18 protein-coding genes are annotated in these 17,599 nt (G+C 46.0%); 11 read left to right on the forward strand and 7 right to left on the reverse strand.

The features are described from left to right. Positions 1-18: 18 nt before the first annotated feature. Entirely contained in the window at positions 19-612 is a 594-nt protein-coding gene (locus QUA07_RS28055) for a hypothetical protein (protein ID WP_445305922.1), read from the reverse strand. Positions 613-908: 296 nt separating this feature from the next. Here QUA07_RS28055 and QUA07_RS28060 point away from each other — a divergent pair, with 296 nt between their 5' ends. Then, positions 909-1,046, forward strand: coding sequence for a hypothetical protein (locus tag QUA07_RS28060; RefSeq protein ID WP_333331989.1), 138 nt, complete (start codon positions 909-911; stop codon positions 1,044-1,046). A gap of 20 nt (positions 1,047-1,066) precedes the next feature. On the opposite strand, the gene QUA07_RS28065 is transcribed toward QUA07_RS28060, so the two are convergent. Continuing rightward, the gene (locus QUA07_RS28065) at positions 1,067-2,005 is read right to left on the reverse strand and encodes a ribonuclease Z (RefSeq protein ID WP_333331992.1); all 939 of its coding nucleotides are present in this window, start codon (positions 2,003-2,005) and stop codon (positions 1,067-1,069) included. 264 nt (positions 2,006-2,269) lie between these two features. Here QUA07_RS28065 and QUA07_RS28070 point away from each other — a divergent pair, with 264 nt between their 5' ends. Beyond that, on the forward strand, positions 2,270-3,445 hold the full coding sequence (locus QUA07_RS28070; RefSeq protein WP_333331994.1) for a SpoIID/LytB domain-containing protein: 1,176 nt from the start codon (positions 2,270-2,272) through the stop codon (positions 3,443-3,445). Between the two features lie 205 nt (positions 3,446-3,650). Beyond that, positions 3,651-3,875 (forward strand): hypothetical protein, encoded by a 225-nt coding sequence (locus QUA07_RS28075; RefSeq protein WP_333331997.1) that lies wholly within the window; start codon positions 3,651-3,653, stop codon positions 3,873-3,875. Between the two features lie 195 nt (positions 3,876-4,070). Here the strand turns inward: QUA07_RS28075 and QUA07_RS28080 are convergent, their stop codons facing one another. Then, on the reverse strand, positions 4,071-5,381 hold the full coding sequence (locus QUA07_RS28080; protein WP_333332000.1) for a hypothetical protein: 1,311 nt from the start codon (positions 5,379-5,381) through the stop codon (positions 4,071-4,073). A 610-nt stretch (positions 5,382-5,991) separates the two neighbouring features. Between QUA07_RS28080 and QUA07_RS28085 the strand changes: the two genes are divergently transcribed. From QUA07_RS28085 to QUA07_RS28095, 3 genes are all read left to right on the forward strand, one after another. Next, the gene (locus QUA07_RS28085) at positions 5,992-6,513 is read left to right on the forward strand and encodes a photosystem I assembly protein Ycf3 (protein WP_333039118.1); all 522 of its coding nucleotides are present in this window, start codon (positions 5,992-5,994) and stop codon (positions 6,511-6,513) included. A gap of 169 nt (positions 6,514-6,682) precedes the next feature. After that, positions 6,683-6,964, forward strand: a complete 282-nt coding sequence (gene gatC, locus QUA07_RS28090) for an Asp-tRNA(Asn)/Glu-tRNA(Gln) amidotransferase subunit GatC (protein ID WP_006635952.1) — start codon at positions 6,683-6,685, stop codon at positions 6,962-6,964. Positions 6,965-7,172: 208 nt separating this feature from the next. Next, a complete protein-coding gene (locus QUA07_RS28095; protein WP_333164536.1) occupies positions 7,173-7,889 on the forward strand; it encodes a TrkA family potassium uptake protein in 717 nt (238 codons plus the stop codon). On the opposite strand, the gene QUA07_RS28100 is transcribed toward QUA07_RS28095, so the two are convergent. Then, entirely contained in the window at positions 7,846-9,477 is a 1,632-nt protein-coding gene (locus QUA07_RS28100; RefSeq protein WP_333332003.1) for a sodium:proton antiporter, read from the reverse strand. The genes QUA07_RS28095 and QUA07_RS28100 overlap by 44 nt on opposite strands. A gap of 338 nt (positions 9,478-9,815) precedes the next feature. Here QUA07_RS28100 and QUA07_RS28105 point away from each other — a divergent pair, with 338 nt between their 5' ends. Further along, positions 9,816-9,968 (forward strand): hypothetical protein, encoded by a 153-nt coding sequence (locus tag QUA07_RS28105; RefSeq protein ID WP_333332006.1) that lies wholly within the window; start codon positions 9,816-9,818, stop codon positions 9,966-9,968. A gap of 65 nt (positions 9,969-10,033) precedes the next feature. Here the strand turns inward: QUA07_RS28105 and QUA07_RS28110 are convergent, their stop codons facing one another. Next, the gene (locus QUA07_RS28110) at positions 10,034-10,561 is read right to left on the reverse strand and encodes a hypothetical protein (protein ID WP_333332010.1); all 528 of its coding nucleotides are present in this window, start codon (positions 10,559-10,561) and stop codon (positions 10,034-10,036) included. 81 nt (positions 10,562-10,642) lie between these two features. Then, positions 10,643-13,357 carry a cation-transporting P-type ATPase gene (locus QUA07_RS28115; protein WP_333332013.1) on the reverse strand — a complete coding sequence of 905 codons (2,715 nt, stop codon included), beginning with the start codon at positions 13,355-13,357 and terminating at the stop codon, positions 10,643-10,645. A 344-nt stretch (positions 13,358-13,701) separates the two neighbouring features. Here QUA07_RS28115 and QUA07_RS28120 point away from each other — a divergent pair, with 344 nt between their 5' ends. Further along, complete coding sequence (locus QUA07_RS28120) at positions 13,702-14,106, forward strand: BON domain-containing protein (protein ID WP_333332016.1); 405 nt, start codon at positions 13,702-13,704, stop codon at positions 14,104-14,106. A gap of 132 nt (positions 14,107-14,238) precedes the next feature. Here QUA07_RS28120 and QUA07_RS28125 read toward each other — a convergent pair whose 3' ends face one another. Continuing rightward, complete coding sequence (locus QUA07_RS28125) at positions 14,239-14,616, reverse strand: hypothetical protein (protein ID WP_333332019.1); 378 nt, start codon at positions 14,614-14,616, stop codon at positions 14,239-14,241. Positions 14,617-14,773: 157 nt separating this feature from the next. Between QUA07_RS28125 and rppA the strand changes: the two genes are divergently transcribed. The 3 genes from rppA (at position 14,774) to QUA07_RS28140 (ending at position 17,387) form a co-directional block, all read left to right on the forward strand. After that, positions 14,774-15,451, forward strand: coding sequence for a two-component system response regulator RppA (gene rppA / locus QUA07_RS28130; RefSeq protein WP_333332022.1), 678 nt, complete (start codon positions 14,774-14,776; stop codon positions 15,449-15,451). Between the two features lie 18 nt (positions 15,452-15,469). Then, complete coding sequence (locus QUA07_RS28135) at positions 15,470-16,750, forward strand: HAMP domain-containing sensor histidine kinase (RefSeq protein ID WP_333332025.1); 1,281 nt, start codon at positions 15,470-15,472, stop codon at positions 16,748-16,750. 85 nt (positions 16,751-16,835) lie between these two features. Next, the gene (locus QUA07_RS28140) at positions 16,836-17,387 is read left to right on the forward strand and encodes a DUF3124 domain-containing protein (RefSeq protein ID WP_333332028.1); all 552 of its coding nucleotides are present in this window, start codon (positions 16,836-16,838) and stop codon (positions 17,385-17,387) included. The last annotated feature ends 212 nt before the right edge of the window (positions 17,388-17,599 follow it).

The following is a 17,599-nucleotide window of genomic DNA, read 5'->3' on the forward strand; positions in this document are numbered from 1 at the left end:
AGATTGCACTCACTTTTTTCACTTCTCTATTTTATTGCGATCGCATTCCTCTTTAAAAACTGTCCGGAGTATTGCTTGGATAAAGCGATAAATATCTACCTTTTCTTCTTCCAAAACATCGGGCATAACAAAAATGTGAGCCAACTTTTCCGATTTTTCGATTTCCTGACCTTCGACTGCAATGCCAGCAAACTTAACATCATCAAACCTGTTAGCCAGTTGCTTCAAATAGTCTGCTTTGGCAACTTTAAACCTTAAATAACTACTTGTTTTCTGGAAATAGGTTTCAGCAAAAACCTCCAACCAATCATGCAGTTTTTCGGGAGCGAATCTACCTTGAATTTTCTTGTGTTCTGGGACTGTAGTATTAAAGGCTTCAACTAAAAACTCCACTTGAGGCTTTTCTTGGCCGTTGAAAGGTTTTAGGAGTTCTGGAAGTGCTGCACCCGTCAAGAAACTTTTAAGAAAATCTTCGACTACACCCTGTTCGCAAGCAGAGAATAATTTGTTTTTATCGGCAGCTTCGATCGCACAAATACAAGCTTTTTCAAAATCGCTAGGATTCAATTTTTTCATAGCTTCTTTGAATCCTATTTCTGCCAGTTTAGCTATTGCTGGTGCGAGCTTTCCTAATAGTCAGATTTCAAATGTCATGGGAAATTTAATAAATATTTGTGTTTAATATAGTTTATACTGGAATTATTATCAATTCCAGTGTTATTTAAAATTTTATTGTGTGGTGGGCATCTGAACGCTCTAAGAGATCCTTGCCTACGCTCAGGAGGACAGAATTCCCTGACAGTGCGTAAGTCCTAAATGTTGTTGCTGCAATAATTTCAGTAACAGGCAAGAGGCCTGTTCCACAAGAGATTAATGTTTTTATGGCCTAAATTTTAGCAACAGGCAAGATGCCTGTTCCACAAGAGATTAATGTTTTTGTTGGATTTATTTCAGCAACAGGCAAGATGCCTGTTCCACAAGAGATTAATGTTTTTGTGGGGTGGGCATCTTGCCCGCCCCGATCGCCCTTATTGAAAATGCTGTAACATCTCAGGTCAGATTAACCCTAGTTTGAAACAGGCCGCGGCACTTCATAAGTCAAAAAGTCATAGGCCATTTTCGTATTCGGAAAAATAGCCTGCGCTTCCTTGAGCAAATCATCCAGGACGATCGCATTTCCCGGAGCGTAACGCGGGCTAAAATGCGTCATAATTAGCTGTTTAGCCCCAGCAATCAAAGCCACTTGAGCAGCCATTGTTGAAGTTGAATGCAGGCGATCGAAGGCCATTTGAGCATCTTGATGAGCAAAAGTAGCTTCATGCACCAACAAATCAGCATCCTTCGCCAATTCGACGGCCCCCTCACAAAAAACTGTGTCAGTACAATAAACAAACTTGCGCCCGATTTGATCCGGGCCACAAAAATCAGTACCTTTAAACTGTCGCCCGTCCTCTAACTTTACCGTTTTTCCTTGTTTTAATTGACCGTAAAGCGGGCCGGAAGGAATACCCACAGCCTTTGCTTTTTCTACGTCAAAATGTCCCGGACGGTCTTTCTCAGTTACTCGATAACCAAAAGCAGTAACTCGGTGCTTCAAAGGGCCACAACTAACAATATATTCGTCATCTTCATAGATGACTCCCTCGTGAATTTTGTGTACCTTAACCGGGTAAGAAAAATGAGTTTGAGAATAGCGAACACCAGCTTGCAAATATTCTTCAAGTCCCGGAGGCCCGTAAAGATCGATGCGCTTGACATTCCCCGCCAAACCGCAGCTAGCCAGCAAACCCATTAAGCCGAAAATATGGTCGCCGTGCAGGTGAGTGATGAAAATGCGGCTTAGTTGGCTGACTTTTAGGTCGCTGCGGAGAAACTGGTGCTGAGTTCCTTCGCCGCAGTCAAACAGCCAGAGTTCCGCTCGCTGGGGCAAGCGGAGGGCGATGCTGGAAACGTTGCGCGATCGCGTGGGTACGCCGGAGCTAGTTCCGAGAAATGTAATCTGCAAGAGTCAAATCACCTCAATTAAATCTTAAAAAATATGTTACATATATCCAGAGTGCGACAAATCCGACATAGAGGAAATAGTCGCAGGCAGGAACCGGGATAAATCGCTGTTCCTGCGAACATCTCTTCGCTAAAATCATTTTTGACAAGCGCACAGAGCGATCCACCCAATTCTAACGTTTTGTTTCTTCCGTTCCCCTTCCTTTTTCCCTTGCCTTCCCTTAAAAATTCTTAAACTCATACAGCACAGGAGGAAAATTTTCAAATGCAGTCAGGAGTATTTTTTGGTTCCGTTTTTTCGACATTAAAAAAACGCTACTTTTGGATTTCGCTGTTGTTTTGGCTGGTAATGGTAGCCCCAGCACAGGCCGCGCTGATCTTGCGAGTTGCGGTACAAGACGGGGCAAGTCAGATAAAAGTCGGCAGTTCTACAAAGGCTGCAATCCGGGACGGTAGCGGGCGCAATTTGGGCGAACTGTCGGCAAACAGTTCTCAGTCGGCTCAATTTCGATCGGGAACAGTGGCAATTGGTCGCTGGGCCGCCAACCAAGTTTGGATCGAGCCGACGGGAAATGGTTATGTTTGGATTGGCGATCGTTGGTATCGGGGACGCACGCTTCTAGTTCCCCAAAAAGGAGGCTTGACTGCCATCAACTACGTCGATATCGAACAATATCTCTACAGCGTTCTCGGCGCCGAAATGAGTGGCAATTGGCCTCAAGAGGCTTTGAAAGCCCAAGCAGTCGCCGCCCGTTCCTACGCTATCCACCAGCGAATGAAAAGCGAAACCGACCTTTACGACGTGGACAGCACTCAGTATTCCCAGGTTTACAAAGGATTGCAAACAGAATCTTCTGGCACTTATTCCGCAGTCGATGCAACCGCTGGTCAAGTTCTAGCCTACAACGGTCAGATAATTTTAGCCGCTTTCCACTCTGCGTCTGGGGGACATACTGAAAATGTCGAGGATGTTTGGACAGAACCTCTGCCTTACCTGCGTGCTGTTCCTGACTTCGACCAAGGGGCGCCGGTTTACCAATGGAAAGAAAATTTTTCTCGCGCTCAAATCAGCAGTAAGATTTCTGGCGTGGGCAATGTGATCTCGATGAAGCCAGAACGCACTACCGCTCACGGCAGCGTTTTGAGGATGAAAGTAGTTGGAGATGGCGGTTCTAGGGTCATGACTGGCGCAGATTTACGCCGGGTTTTAAATTTGAGGAGTACGCGGTTTACCGTGATTCCTCAGTATGCCGGCGGTGGGAACCCAAGGAACAGCGGCCAAGCTCCTACGGGTTTTCAAGTTGCTGGCAAAGGTTTCGGCCATGCTGTAGGAATGAGTCAGTGGGGGGCCTACAATTTGGCTAGACAAGGATACGGCTACCAGCAGATTTTGTTGCACTATTACCGAGGTGCTACTTTGGCTAGAATTGCAGTCCAGTAACTGCTGGGAATTGGGAATTGGGAATTGGGAATTGGGAATTGGGCCGAAAAGCATTGGTAATTGGTAATTGGGAATTGGACCGAAAAGCATCATCGCCGAAAAGCATTGGTTATTAGAGCCAACAACAAATAACCAATAACTACTAACTACTGCCAACTGCCAACTGCCAACTGCCAACTGCCAACTAACTACATTAAGGATTGCTATGCAAAAGTGGGAGTATTTATTTGTGGATGCGAATATGTATCCTTTTGGAAACAAGCTGATTAGTTTATATGTAAACGGTGAAGAACAGCGAGATTGGAAACAAGGCTCGCTGCATCTATTTGTCAATCATTTGGGGGATGAGGGATGGGAACTTGTGGCTCTGGATCACGACTCGAAGTATGACCAAAATTGTTTGATTTTTAAACGCCCTAAGCTTATTTAATAAAACTCGGAGTATAAAAAATTATGACATCAATAAAAATTGACATCTTTCACCCTTCTTAGCAACGGGGTAGAAGCCCGTTCCACACACAACAAAGATATTTTATTGTGCAACAGGCATCTTGCCGGGTCTTGAAATGGCTGCAGGATTTTAGTTCAACGCAACTTAACAACAAACAACTGTTTTTTGTCATTATTACAAGTTGTCTGAGCGATCGATCCGGCCCTGCCATTCGGCATCTATTTTAGCTGACTGTTCTAGTTCTTGTTGGGTTAGTTCTGTTTCTGTTGTATAAGCTAAGTCTTCTCCTGTCAGAACGTTTTCTGCTGCAAATTCCTGGGCGTAGGCCAGTTTTTTGAGCAAGTTGGCATCGGGTTCGTTTAATAACATTGCTCGCTGCTGACGCTCTTGATTGCGGGATTCTATCCGGCTATTTTTCCACTGAATCCAGAAGTAGCGAATTAAAGGAATTGCGAGAAATCCGACGCCGTAAATCAGGATCATGGGATAGACAGCGCTGACAAAACCGATAAATCCACCGACGAGCAAATTATTAGTTAATAGATTCCCCAAAACTAACGCACCGACAAGATTGACGGCTCCTAACCCTGCTGCCAGCATGATTTGGCCGGAACTGGCGTTGCTGAAACGCCACAGCATTTCTCGCAAATAAGCTGCTACTGGTTGAGGATTTTTCTGAACGGCTGTGGTTTGCAATTGCGGAAAATGGTAAATTATTTGCCCTTCGGGACTGACTTCGGGGCGGCCGTCAAAACGGGCGAGAGCCGGTAACATATATTCTTCGTATTCTCGGGCGTATCCTTGTCCGAGATTGTCTAGATATGGAGCAATTTGTTCGGCGGCGACGGCGCCTCGGTTGTTGCGAATTGCGGCGGCAATATCGCTCCATTTGCGCTCTTCTAGATTGTTATTGGGGTTGCCGTCTCCAAAGAGAAAGGAGAAAACTGCTTCTAGAAAACTCATCTGGGGTTTTTGGCCCGTTAAGCGCGATCGCTGCTGGTAGTATGGTTGGTCATGGTTCCAGTAAAATATCCAGATTAAGTCGTTCCAGAAGTAGGGAAAAAAGGAAAAGCCGCCACCTCTGCCGCCCCCGCCGCCACCTTCTCCTCCTCCCCCGTTATTGTTATCGCCGCTGGAGAGTAAAATTGTGATAGCAACAAAAATTAAGAGGATAGAAGCTACCAGCACTATGCCGAAAGATATCCGAATCAGATAAAATAAAATGCGCCAGATTTTTTGCCACCATTCCTGCAACTGCAAGCGCCAGAATTTGTTTCGCAAAATATCTCGAAAGTTGTTGGGAAATAGGTAGGCAATGTCGCCGGATTCTGCTACTTGCAGGTTGCCACCTGCTTCGGAGGCGAGGGTTAATAGTTCTCGCTGGGCAAAATTGACATCTAATCCAGCTTTTGCCGCCACGTCTCCAACCGTAACGCGGTAGCCAAGTTGTTCGACGGCTTGCATAATGGTGGGATTCGGAGCCATAGGTTTCTCTCTGTGAAAATTACCCGGTTATTTTTATTATATATTGCGGGAATTCGAGCTGGTTTTGGCGATCGGGTTTCTGATTTTTTTGGATGCTGCCCTTGACTTTGGGGCAAAATATTGCTAGTGTTTTGCCGAATAACTTTTAAGTATGGGCTGAACTCGGATAGCTTAATAAAACTTTGTGATTAAATTTCTCCTCGGCATTTGCTTTTGCTTGTTTGCTCTGAGGGTCAAGGAGGGGGGATTATGGGTACAGTTAGTAAGGTACGGTGTGCGATCGCCCGTTGGCGGAGCCCTCGAGCCGGATCGCCTCTGCACCCTCCTGCAGAACTTTTTCCTTCGGCGCGGGTTTTTGTAAGTTTTGTGTAGAGTGCCAGAGATATGTTAAAGAAATCTAGTTTTTTTGCCAGTCTTGCAAGACTTATATAAAATAGATAGAGCTTGCGAGGGTGTTAAACCCAAGGGCGTGTTTTAAGGTTCGCACTTGCGATCGACTAAACTTTTTAGCGCCCTCAACACAACGGCCCACTACAACAGTGGCGCAATTATTAATAGGAAAACTTTACAGGCTAAATTTTCTGATTAGCCACTAACCAAAGAATCGCATATGCCAAGAACTCAACGCAACGATAACTTTATTGACAAAAGTTTCACGGTAATGGCTGATATCATCCTAAAGATTATGCCTGCCAAAAAGCAGGCGAAGGAAGCTTTTGCTTATTACCGGGATGGTATGTCAGCTCAAGCAGATGGCGAATATGCTGAAGCGCTGGACAATTATCATGAAGCGCTGAAGCTGGAGGAAGATCCTTACGATCGCAGTTATGTCTTGTACAATATGGGGCTGATCCATACTAGCAACGGCGAACACGATAAAGCTTTGGAATATTACAGCGAGGCTTTGGATCTCAATCCGAGAATGCCACAAGCACTGAATAATATTGCTGTGATTTACCACTATCAAGGGGAAAAGGAAAAGGAAGCTGGCAATATTGAAGGGGCGGAAGGGCTGTTTGATAAAGCTGCGGATTATTGGAAGGAGGCTATTCGCTTGGCCCCGAACAATTACATTGAGGTACAAAATTGGCTGAAGACGACAGGTCGATCGCAAATTGATGTGTATTTTTAACTAGGATGGGCATGGGGCATGGCGCATGGGGCATGGGGCATAGTTAGTAGTTAATAGTTGGTAGTTAGTCGTTTTTCTAATAACAAATAACCAATTCCCTATGCCCAATTCCCTATGCCCAATTCCCTACGCCCAATTCCCCATTCCCCATTCCCCATTCCCGATTTTTATGATTGACAGAGAAGAAGTTCGGAAAGTAGCGAATTTAGCGAGATTGGAATTAACGCCGGAAGAAGAAGAGCAGTTTACTGGTCAACTTAACGGTATTTTGGATTATTTCGAGCAGTTGAGTGAACTCGATACGAGTAAGGTGCAGCCGACAACGCGGGCGATCGATGTTAGTAATGTAATGCGATCGGACGATTTGCAACCTTTTGCTAAGGGAGAAAGTATTTTGGAGGGAGCTCCCGATCGCGATGGGGAGTTTTTTAAAGTGCCTAAGATTATGTAGGGTTCCCGCTGCGTACCTAACTGAGGAAAATCACTTGTGGGGCTGGCTCCCATGCCAACCCCACAAGCAGATTAAACTAAGTGTGGAACAAGTAATAAGTAAGCCCGGTATAAGCCACCTCACAAGCAGATTAAACTGATAAAAACCCAAAACAATCTCACTCATAGGGATAAATCTGTAACGTTCATTCTTGGGGTGACAAATAGTCATGTACGTATTAATTGGTGGAGCAGGAATGATGGGGCTGGGTTTAGCCCAGCAGCTATTAAAAGTCGGTCATACGGTTGCCATCATTGATGCCGACCCGCTGGCCTGTCGCTTTGCTCGTGAAAAAATCGGAGTAATGGCATTTGAAGGCAGTGCGGTGAGTACAACGGTTCTTCTGGAAGCAGGAATTAAACAAGCAAACGCAGTCGTTGCAGCACTCAGGGATGATGCACTGAATTTAGCGCTCATCACCCTATCCAGAAGCTATGGCATTTCCCATATTGTGGTGCGAATGCGCGATCGCGAATTCCTAGAAGCCTATCGACTTGCCGGAGCAAGTCACATCATCAGCACTATTGATTTGGCAGTTGCATCAATGGCGAATGCGATTGAATATCCCCAAATCGAGTCGATGATGCACTTTGAACACGGGCAAGTCGAGGTACTAAAGCTGCCAGTTCCAGGCGATTGCAAGGTGGCAGGTCGCACCGTTGCTCAAATTGCTCAAGACCCTCGTTTTCCAAAAGGTTCGCTGATTATTGGTTATCAATGCCATGCCTGCGCCAATCTGGAGATTCCGAACGGTCATACAGTTCTGGAAGCAGGCTCTACCATCTTGGTCGTCACCCGTCCAGAGCTAGTTCACCAGATGATTGATTACCTGGGCATTCGCGCTAGTCATCTGCCAACGTTAGAAGTTTCTCATCCAAATCTTTGATGTAAGGATGAACCAGATCCTCTGGAACAATTCGCTTGCGGAGGGCATCGCTAACTGCTCCTTTTTCTGCTATAAGCAATCGCCGTCGAATCGTATCTAGCCCGCTGCGATCGCCCTGTACTTGCCCTGCCCGATGTTTATTGTAGAGATCGCGCAGCACTCGCTCTGAGTGTGCTACTCGTGCTTGATACGATGCCCATAACTCCTCGTAAACTGCCTTCGGCAACACGCCTGCTTTCAGCAAACTATCTAGCTCATCTTGAGCCGCTTTGGAAGCAATCAACTGAATCTGTAACTGCCCAGCTTCCTGCATTACATCAGAAACACGGCTGATTTGTAACCGTTTTACCAGCCAGGGTAAACTTAATCCCTGTCCTACCAAGGAGAATAAAACTGCACCGAAAACCAGCGCAATGATGTTATCTCGTCCTGTCAATCCCAGAGGAATACTAAGCGCCAGTGCCATCGAGAGTGAGCCTTTGATGTTTCCCAGAAACAAAACGTGCTGCCAGCGCAGGGGAATCGGACGATCGAACCATCGCAGCCCCGCTAAAAATAGATATACCGAGAGAATCCGTCCCAGTTGATACGCCAAAATGACGAACAGGATGGATGGCAAAATTCTCCACAGCGTCAGCGGGTTAATCTCAATGCCGATCAGCAGAAAAATAAATGTATTGACCCCAAAACCAGCGTACTCCCAGAAGCTGAGTAGCGTAATTCGATCCGAGGCTGATGTACTGCGAGAAAGCCCCAGATTGCCAAAAATGAGTCCGGCGATAACCACAGCCACCGCACCGGATACCCCAAAAAATTGCCCAATTTGGAATGTTCCTAACGCCAGCGCCACGGTCAGCAAGAGACTACTCAACGGGTCATTTAATCGAACAAATATCGGCAGACTCAAGTAACCTAAGATGACACCCACGAGTCCTCCACCCAAGGCAACCACGAGCAGTTCCTTAAGTCCTCCTACGACGGTAAGAGAACCTGTAGAATAAACGACTAGAATCAAATTGAATGAAACCAGGGCAGCCGCATCATTGAACAGAGTTTCTCCCTCAACAATGGTGGACAATCGAGAAGGCACACGGATCTCTTTAAAAACCGCGATCATCGAGACGGTATCAGTGTTTGCCAGAATGACTCCGATCAGCAACGCCGGAATCCAGTCTAGTCCTAGCCCAAATTTAACCAGAATAGCGATAATTGCTGAGGAAAAGATCGAGCCTGGACCCGCCAGCAGCGCGATCGGCTTAAAGGTACTGCGGAGACGGCTGATATCCGTATTGATAGCTGCTTCAAAAATCAGAATTGGTAGGAAAAGATTTAATACTAAAGAAGGGTCTAAACCAATTCGACGCGACAAGAGCTCCGTAATGGGCAAGCCTGCTAACACTAAGCCCGTCACATAGGGAATTCGCAAACGTTGGGTTACGAGTGCCACAACAGTTGCAATCAGCAGCAGAATAATCAAGATAATGACCAATTCAGGAATGACTCCTGCCGTTTGGCTATTTGTAGCAGGCTCGCTGCCCAAGGAAGTTTGTTGCGCTACAATCGACTCGATCACCGATACTCCTCCCATAAACTCGTTTTCCTAAAATAAATTAACAGATTAACTACGGTTTTAGTCTACAGGACACGGTTCACTATGTTGTACAATTAACTGCAATTTATGGGGTATGTTTGGATGAATGGCGATGAAACTGAAACAGCATTTCTGGGTTTGTTGGGCGCTCGAGTCGTTTTTAGAGTGCAATTTTTTTGGTAGTAGATCAGGATGATTAATAAACCCTTAGAGGATGCTAATTCCTATTAATTGTGCGCGTTTTTAAGAGTTTTTTGACTGTCTAAGCTGCTACGGATTTAAATTGGAAAATCTGGACAGGCTAGAAGCCAGTCCCACAAAACTTTTATTGATTTTTGACACACAATTTAAATGTTGAACAGCTTATTCTGAAGCATTGCCGACCCGATCGCGCTTGCCGAATCGGCGGGTACTGGAAGTTGTCGATCCGTATGTCAGGAGTGGGAGAGCGATCGCCCAAAATCATCGACCGTCAAATTTTTGAGTAGGTTTTGGACGTTGTGCTTCGCGGGACTAAATTCCTCGAAGGTAATCGTCCTTTCTTACCTTGAATTTAGGTAGCATCACAGACACGCCACGTCAGAATCTCCCAACGTTTAAGGACAGGTTCAGCAATCACGATCTCATTTTCTCTTGCCTCCATGACGATCAAATAATCTCCCTGGTTAAATCTGTCATTGTAAATTCTTGCTTGTTCTTCTGGCACCAACCATCCTTGAAGTGCGCCATATAGACCGCCAGCAGTTGCAGCAATCCCACTTCCAACGAAAGTTGCTAAAAGGCTTTCCACCGCTAATGCCTGACCAATACCGGGAATTAGCAGGCTGCTGAGTCCAACAATTAACGCTAATGAACCTAGTCCTATGCTGCCTAAGATCGCGCCTACTTGTGCACCTGCTGCTCTTGTGATTAAAATTTGCTGCACTCCCAGAGAGTCCAAATCATCATGGTCAGAAGGTTTAGCAATCACTGAAATCTTGTGCATGGGGAAGCCCCGGCTTTTTAGCTCAACTAGCGCCTGCTCTGCGTTTCGATGATTAGTAAATAGGCCGCTAGCACGTTTGAGGTTTTGGTAATTCATGAGAAATATTCAATATTCAACGCTACAAAGTTGGTAAATAGTGTGTAAAGTTGCTGGCAATAGCTGCATCACAAAAACCACTTAGTTCAGAGGTGCAAAACGCTTTAGCAAAGCTGACAAAGGAATCATGGGCAGTCCGAATCCGATACAAATTAAGCCTTGGATTGGGTTCAAAGCTTCAGTGTTGAATAACTGATTCATAATGCCCCATTGGCTAAACAGGAATTGGAGAATGAAAATAGCCCCAATGCCGATCGCTACCGCATAGCCAACTGATTCATCTTTACCGCGTAGTTTGGCGACGATCGCCGGAACGAAGCGACTGATACTTAATAGGTAAAAAGCTTCGGCCGCCACCAATGCTTGAATTGCCATCGTCCGGGCTAGAGCTTCATTGCCTGTGGTTTGGACGATCCATTCAAACATCCCAAAGATCGCAATCCAGTTAAATACTGAAACTGTCAGAATGCGAGCCGTCAGCCTGCGAGACAGCAGCGGTTCATTGGCCGGTCGAGGTGGATGTTGCATGACATCGGGAGAGGGCGGCTCAAATGCCAACGGTAAGCTCAACGCAACTGAACTGACCATATTCAGCCAGAGAATTTGTACTGGCAAAATGGGTAGCGGGGTTGCCAGAAGTACGGCAATCAATATGGTCATGGACTCTCCACCATTCACGGGCAGGATGAAGGCGATCGCCCGCAGCAGATTCTTATAAACCGTGCGTCCTTCCTCAACTGCTTTCTCGATCGAAGCAAAGTTGTCGTTTGTCAACAGCATATCCGCTGCTTCTTTTGTAACTTCGGTGCCTGTAATACCCATCGCTATCCCAATGTCAGCTTGCTTCAGGGCGGGAGCATCGTTAACTCCATCTCCAGTCATCGCCACAATCTCGCCCTTAGACTGAAGTGCTTCGACAATGCGGAGCTTTTGCTCTGGTGCGACACGAGCAAACACGCAGCTTTGTTCAACAGCATTGGCGAATTGCTGCTGGTTCATTTGAGCGAGTTCTTGACCAGTAAAAACGGGAGCCTCTTGGGTTTGATTTAGTCCCATTTCGTGCGCGATCGCTGCTGCTGTTTTGGCATGATCGCCCGTAATCATCTTGACCTGAATTCCCGCAGATCGACAGGCTTGAATCGCTTGAATCGCTTCGGGGCGAGGCGGGTCGATCATGCCTTGCAGACCCAGAAAAGTTAACCCTTGCTCAATATCAGAATGCTCAATTGAAGATTGAGAAGCGGGTACAACTTTCTTGGCAAGTCCCAGAACTCGCAGCCCTTTTTTCGCCATTCTGTCCACAGTTTGCTCGATCGGCACGGGGTTGAGGGATCTCGCCTCTCCCTCTTCATCCAGCATCTGGTGACACCGCTTCAGAATTGCCTCGATCGAACCCTTGACATAAATCAACCGTTCTGGACGATCGTCATGTAACGTTGCCATGTATTGAAACTGAGATTCAAACGGCAGTGTATCGAGCCGGGAAAGCGATTCCTCCAGTTTCTCAGTAATTAACCCCGCTTTTTGGGCTACCGCAACCAGCGCCCCTTCGGTTGGACTACCGACTACAGTCCAGTTTCCATCTTGCACTTCTAGATGCGAATCGTTGCACAAAAGTCCTGCTTGCAGGCATTCATATAAAGCAGGTGCGATCGTCAAATCAACGGAATTTCCATTTACAGAAATTTCCCCGTCTGGTACATATCCTCCACCGCTAACCCGATATCGCTTGCCACCAGCATCAATCTCCTGAACTGTCATTTGATTCTCAGTCAAGGTTCCGGTTTTGTCGGAACAAATCACGGTGGTGCTGCCCAGCGTCTCAATGGCCGGAAGTTTGCGAATAATGGCGTGCTGCTTTGCCATCCGGGAAACCCCGATCGCCAGTGTCACCGTTAAAATCGCGGGTAAGCCTTCAGGAATTGCGCTGACGGCAAGCGCTACAGATGCCTTGAACACCTCAACCCAAGAAAATCTCTGGGCAATGCCTGCAGCAAAGGTGAAGGCAGCCAAACCTAAAATGACATAGAGCAAGGTTTTGCTAAATTTGTCAATTTTGCGACTCAGTGGGGTTTCCAGTGTGGTACTTTGCTGCATGAGTTGGGAGATGTGTCCGGTCTCGGTCATGTCACCAATGCTGACGACGAGTCCGCGTCCCTGTCCAAACGTTACCAGGCTTCCGGTATACGCCATGTTCGTGCGATCGGCCAGTGCAGCGTCTGCCTCTAGCGCCTGGGATTGCTTCTGAACCGGGACAGATTCTCCCGTTAACGCTGATTCATCAACCTGTAAGTCACGGACTTCGATCAGCCGTAGATCCGCAGACACTTTATCCCCAGAAGACAGCAAGACGAGATCGCCAGGAACCAGTTCACTGGATGAAACTACTTGCTTTTGACCGTGGCGGAGAATGGTTGCCTCAGTTGCAACAGATTTTGCTAAAGCGGCGATCGCATTCTCTGCCTTTGACTCTTGAACGAAACCAATGGTGGCATTCGTCAGAGCAACCCCAAAAATTACCCCTGAATCAATCCACTCTTTCAGAAATGCTGTTACTATCCCAGCAGCTAACAAAATGTAGATTAGTGGCTGATTCAGTTGCTGAAAAAATCGCAACCAGGCACTTTGCTGCTTCTGAGCCGTTAGTTGATTGGGGCCGAGGATCTCGCGCCGCTCCGCTGACACCTCAGAAGATAGACCTATTTCCAGGTCAGTCTCTAAAATCCGAGCCACTTTCTCGACAGAGAGGTGATGCCAAGAGTGTTCTACTAATTTTTCTACATTCGTTGCAGTCATAACGTTTTTTGTCAAGCCAACTGCTTATTTATGATTTCGTCTTGTTTCTAGCGTCATTGATGAAAGTGAGGGAAAAATGAGAGACTGATTTTTGTTACTCACATTTGGATCACATTTGCTCCCTATACTTAGGCAGAGAACCGATTAAGATAACTTATAGGCTTGCCAACCTTAGTTCACGGGATTTGATTTATTGTTGCCTTTTATTAATAAAGTTGTAAAAAGCATTACTTTTGATAGATGAACTATCGTACATTTACTTGTTAAGTTGAAAGGCTAAAAGACTTCATCCTGAGTTTTATCGGCAAAATTGCGTTTCACTACCAACAAAACAAACAAAGAATATGCAATTATTAAAGCTATTTGTGCAAGGAATCAGCGTCAGCACAGTTGCAATTTTGGGTTTAGGTGCTTGCACCTCCCCCAATACTTCACAGACAACTGTTCCATCTACTTCTGCTCCCACAACTGCCACTGGAAATACGACTGTTCCAACCCCTGCTGCGCCTGCAACCACGACCGCACAGACGGCTGAAAATCAAGACATTGACGATATTGCCGATCGCGTAGAAGATGCTTTAGACTCCGATGCCACCCTCAAGCAATTCGATTTGGACGCAGACGATCGGGATAATTCGATTGTGTTAACAGGCCGCGTTCAAACGGCAGAACAAAAAGCATTGGCAGAACAAGTTGCTAGGCAAACTGCAGCCAATTTTTCCATCAATAACGAAATCGTCACTCAGTAGTTATTAACAGTGAAGTGGCAAGAGTATTGGACGCTTCTTGCCGCTTGAGCAATTGCTCGATCGCAGCGAGGAAACCTACAAATTTAACAACCTTATTTGACTGGATGCGATCGCAATATTGAAACAATAAACTTATTCAACGATCTCGTAACGGACTAACTGGCGCACATTTTGACGCGATAACTGTAGTTCTTGCGCGATCGCTGCCTCTATCTGGGTTGCGTCAGTCATTGGCAATTCTAATTCCAATTGCTTCAAAATGGGTTCTGCTGTTTCTACCGCAACCTGGGTGGTTCCTTGTTTTCGGTTAATCACCGCGTTGATCAGCAATATATTGACAGACACCGTTGCTTTAAGCTGGGTATCTGCCTGAAGTTTATTCTTTACTATCTGGGGTTGTTGTAATTCTTGAGCCATTAGGAAACTGGAACCAACCCAAAACGCGATCGCCACAAACGGCAATGGCAACCAAAACTCTGCGCCTGATGCTTTTAGCCAACGTCTAATCATCCGCTATTCTTTCCCATCCATTCTGAGGCTAATACTATCTATTGGCACTTTAATACAACTGGATATATCCTAAAATCTAGCTTAAAGAAGATGCGCGAATTACCTCAAACTCTAATAATTCTTAAAACTGCAAGCTGCGAAGGAGGCGAGCCTAGATATGAGAGTTTTGCTGGTGGAGGACGATCCAAAGCAACTGATGCCACTTCAAACAGTGCTGTCTCAAGCAGGACATAGCGTGGATGGGGTAAAAGATGGACAGACGGCCCAGTGGCTGTTATCAGAAAAAGAATATGATTTGTTGATTTTGGACTGGATGTTGCCACATATCAGTGGGGTAAATCTCTGTCGTCAATATCGAGCAGCAGGGAAAACAGCGCCGATTTTGATGATCACGGCAAGAGATACCACGCCAGAAAAAGTAACCGGCTTAGACGCAGGTGCAGATGATTACCTGGTGAAACCGATCGATTTGGTTGAATTTATGGCACGAGTGCGGGCATTAAGACGACGATCGCCCCTTTGGCAAGGAGATACGCTCAGCCTTGAGGATCTACAACTCCACCTCGATACTCTGACTGTTGAGCGACAAGGTGCAACTGTTTCCCTCTCCAGTCGCGAGTTTCAGTTGTTGGAGTATTTTATGCGTCATCCTCGACAGGTTTTGACTCGGAATCAGATTGAACAAGCTGTGTGGGAATGGGGGACTGAACCAGAGAGCAATGCAATTACGGTTCTAATTCGCAAACTCCGCCAACGCTTGCAGACTGTAGGATCGGCAGACTGGATTGAGAGCATTTACGGTATGGGTTATCGCCTCACTTCCCCTGAAAAGTAACGATCGTGAAGGCAAGTCATGTTTAATCAAAGTCGTCGCAATCTGGCTCGTTGGTTCACCCTCTCCATGGGAAGCATTCTCGTGCTGTTTGCAGGGGTGATTTACCAGATTGAGGTAAAAGATAAACTAGAAGCCCTTGACCGACTGCTCTATGACAAGACTAGAGTTATGGCTGCCAGCGTACATTATGAAGTTCGCAAAAACCAGAGCCAGGTCGATCTGAGTCATGTCTCCTTGTTAGGCAGTGGGTCTCATCCGCTTGCAGAAGATCTGATTTATGTACGCTGGTATAACGCACAAAGGCGGTTAGTTCGTTTTTTTGGGACTCCTTCTTCAGAGCAGTTAAATACGCCCTTTGGTTATCTCACAGTTCGATCGATCGATCCACTTTTGGGAAAAGGAATCTGGCTGCGTCAGGTGACATTACCCGTTGAAGGTAGAACAGGGATACTCGGTTATCTTCAGGTTGCAACTCCCCTGACAGAAACTCAAAACAGGCTCACTCAGCTTCAGATCGTGTTAACTCTCGCTGTCCCGCTGACACTGGGCTTAATTGCCCTCACAGGTTGGTTTCTCAGTGGGCTCGCCATGCAACCGATTCGGCAAGCCTATCAACAGCTTCAACGCTTTACAGCCGATGCCTCTCACGAGTTGCGATCGCCCCTCTCTGCCATCCTCACCAATGCCCAGCTTGGGTTAATGATTGCGACTGATGACTCGCGCTACCACCCCCCCTTGGAAAACATTGTAGACAGTGCGAAATCAATGGGACTGCTGGTGAATAATTTGCTGCTGTTAGCTCGGCATCAGGGGCGACTAGCGCCGGAATCGCTCAGGTTAATCAATCTCAACGAGTTCCTCAGCAATTTAGCAACCCAGTTTCTCGCACTTGCAGAAGTCCAAAATATCAAACTAACCTGCGAATCACCGGCACAACGGATTGAATTGTTGGCCGATCCTGATTTGCTACGGCAAGTAGTCGAAAACTTGCTTTACAATGCCTGTAAATATACCCCCGTTGGCGGAACTATACAAATACGCCTAGTTCTTCATTCCAATTTGGCAGTCATTCAGATAATCGATACGGGAATCGGTATTCCAGAAGCGGACTTACCCTATATTTTTAATCGCTTCTATCGAGTAGACACCGATCGCTCGCAGGAGAGTGGAGGCTTTGGGCTGGGGTTAGCGATCGTCGAACAAATTGTCAAGGCACACAGCGGACAAATACAGGTGACGAGTGAAGTGGGCAAAGGCTCAACGTTCCAGGTTGAACTGCCGCTCAAACTTTATCACTAAGCCACCTCAAACGAGAGAGAAGGTGCACTCTGCTTCCTGCTTTAGACGTAACTGCAATGTATGTGGTGTATTTGGATGAATGCCGATGAAGTTTAAACATGATTTCTGGGTTGGTTGGGCGCTAGGGGCGATCGTCCTGAGTTCTTGTTCAGACCAAACTACCTCACCAAGACAACAACTTGATACAAAACGTGAAACCTCACTGAGAGCAGTCCCGTTAGATCAAACAAAAGTTGTGATGGGACAAACCGTATATGTCCCTATTTACTCACATATTTATCACTACAATAGCCAGGATAATATGATGAATTTGTCCGCGACGCTCAGTATCCGCAATACGGATCTGACAAATTCAATTATTATCACTTCGGTGCGTTACTACGATAATGATGGGAAATTGATTAGGCAGGACATTAAGAGTCCAGTAGAACTGAAGCCGCTTGCTTCCACAGACTTTTTCATTGCAGCAGATGATACAAGTGGAGGCTCAGGTGCAAACTTTATTGTGGAGTGGGTTGCAGAAAAAACGGTTTATGATCCTGTCATTGAAGCTGTCATGATTAGTACCTCTTCTTCTCAGGGCATTTCATTTATCAGTCCCGCTAAAGTTCTCAAGCAACACAAGATGCAGAAGTAATTTTAGAGGATTAAATTATTGCTTTACAAGGTAGTTTTAGACTACCATAAGGGGAGCCATCTCATATTTGTAAAAACACTTCTTCTGGCTTCTTCCTTCTTGCTTCTGACTTTTTTCCTACTCGCTCCTGACTCCTATAGTAATTTCAAATAAATGTGAGACAAATGCAAGATGATGTAAAATTAAGAAAAATTGTTAACTCGGAGCCGAAA

This window comes from Microcoleus sp. T3_A4 (genome assembly GCF_036700465.1).
GTDB lineage: Bacteria > Cyanobacteriota > Cyanobacteriia > Cyanobacteriales > Microcoleaceae > Microcoleus.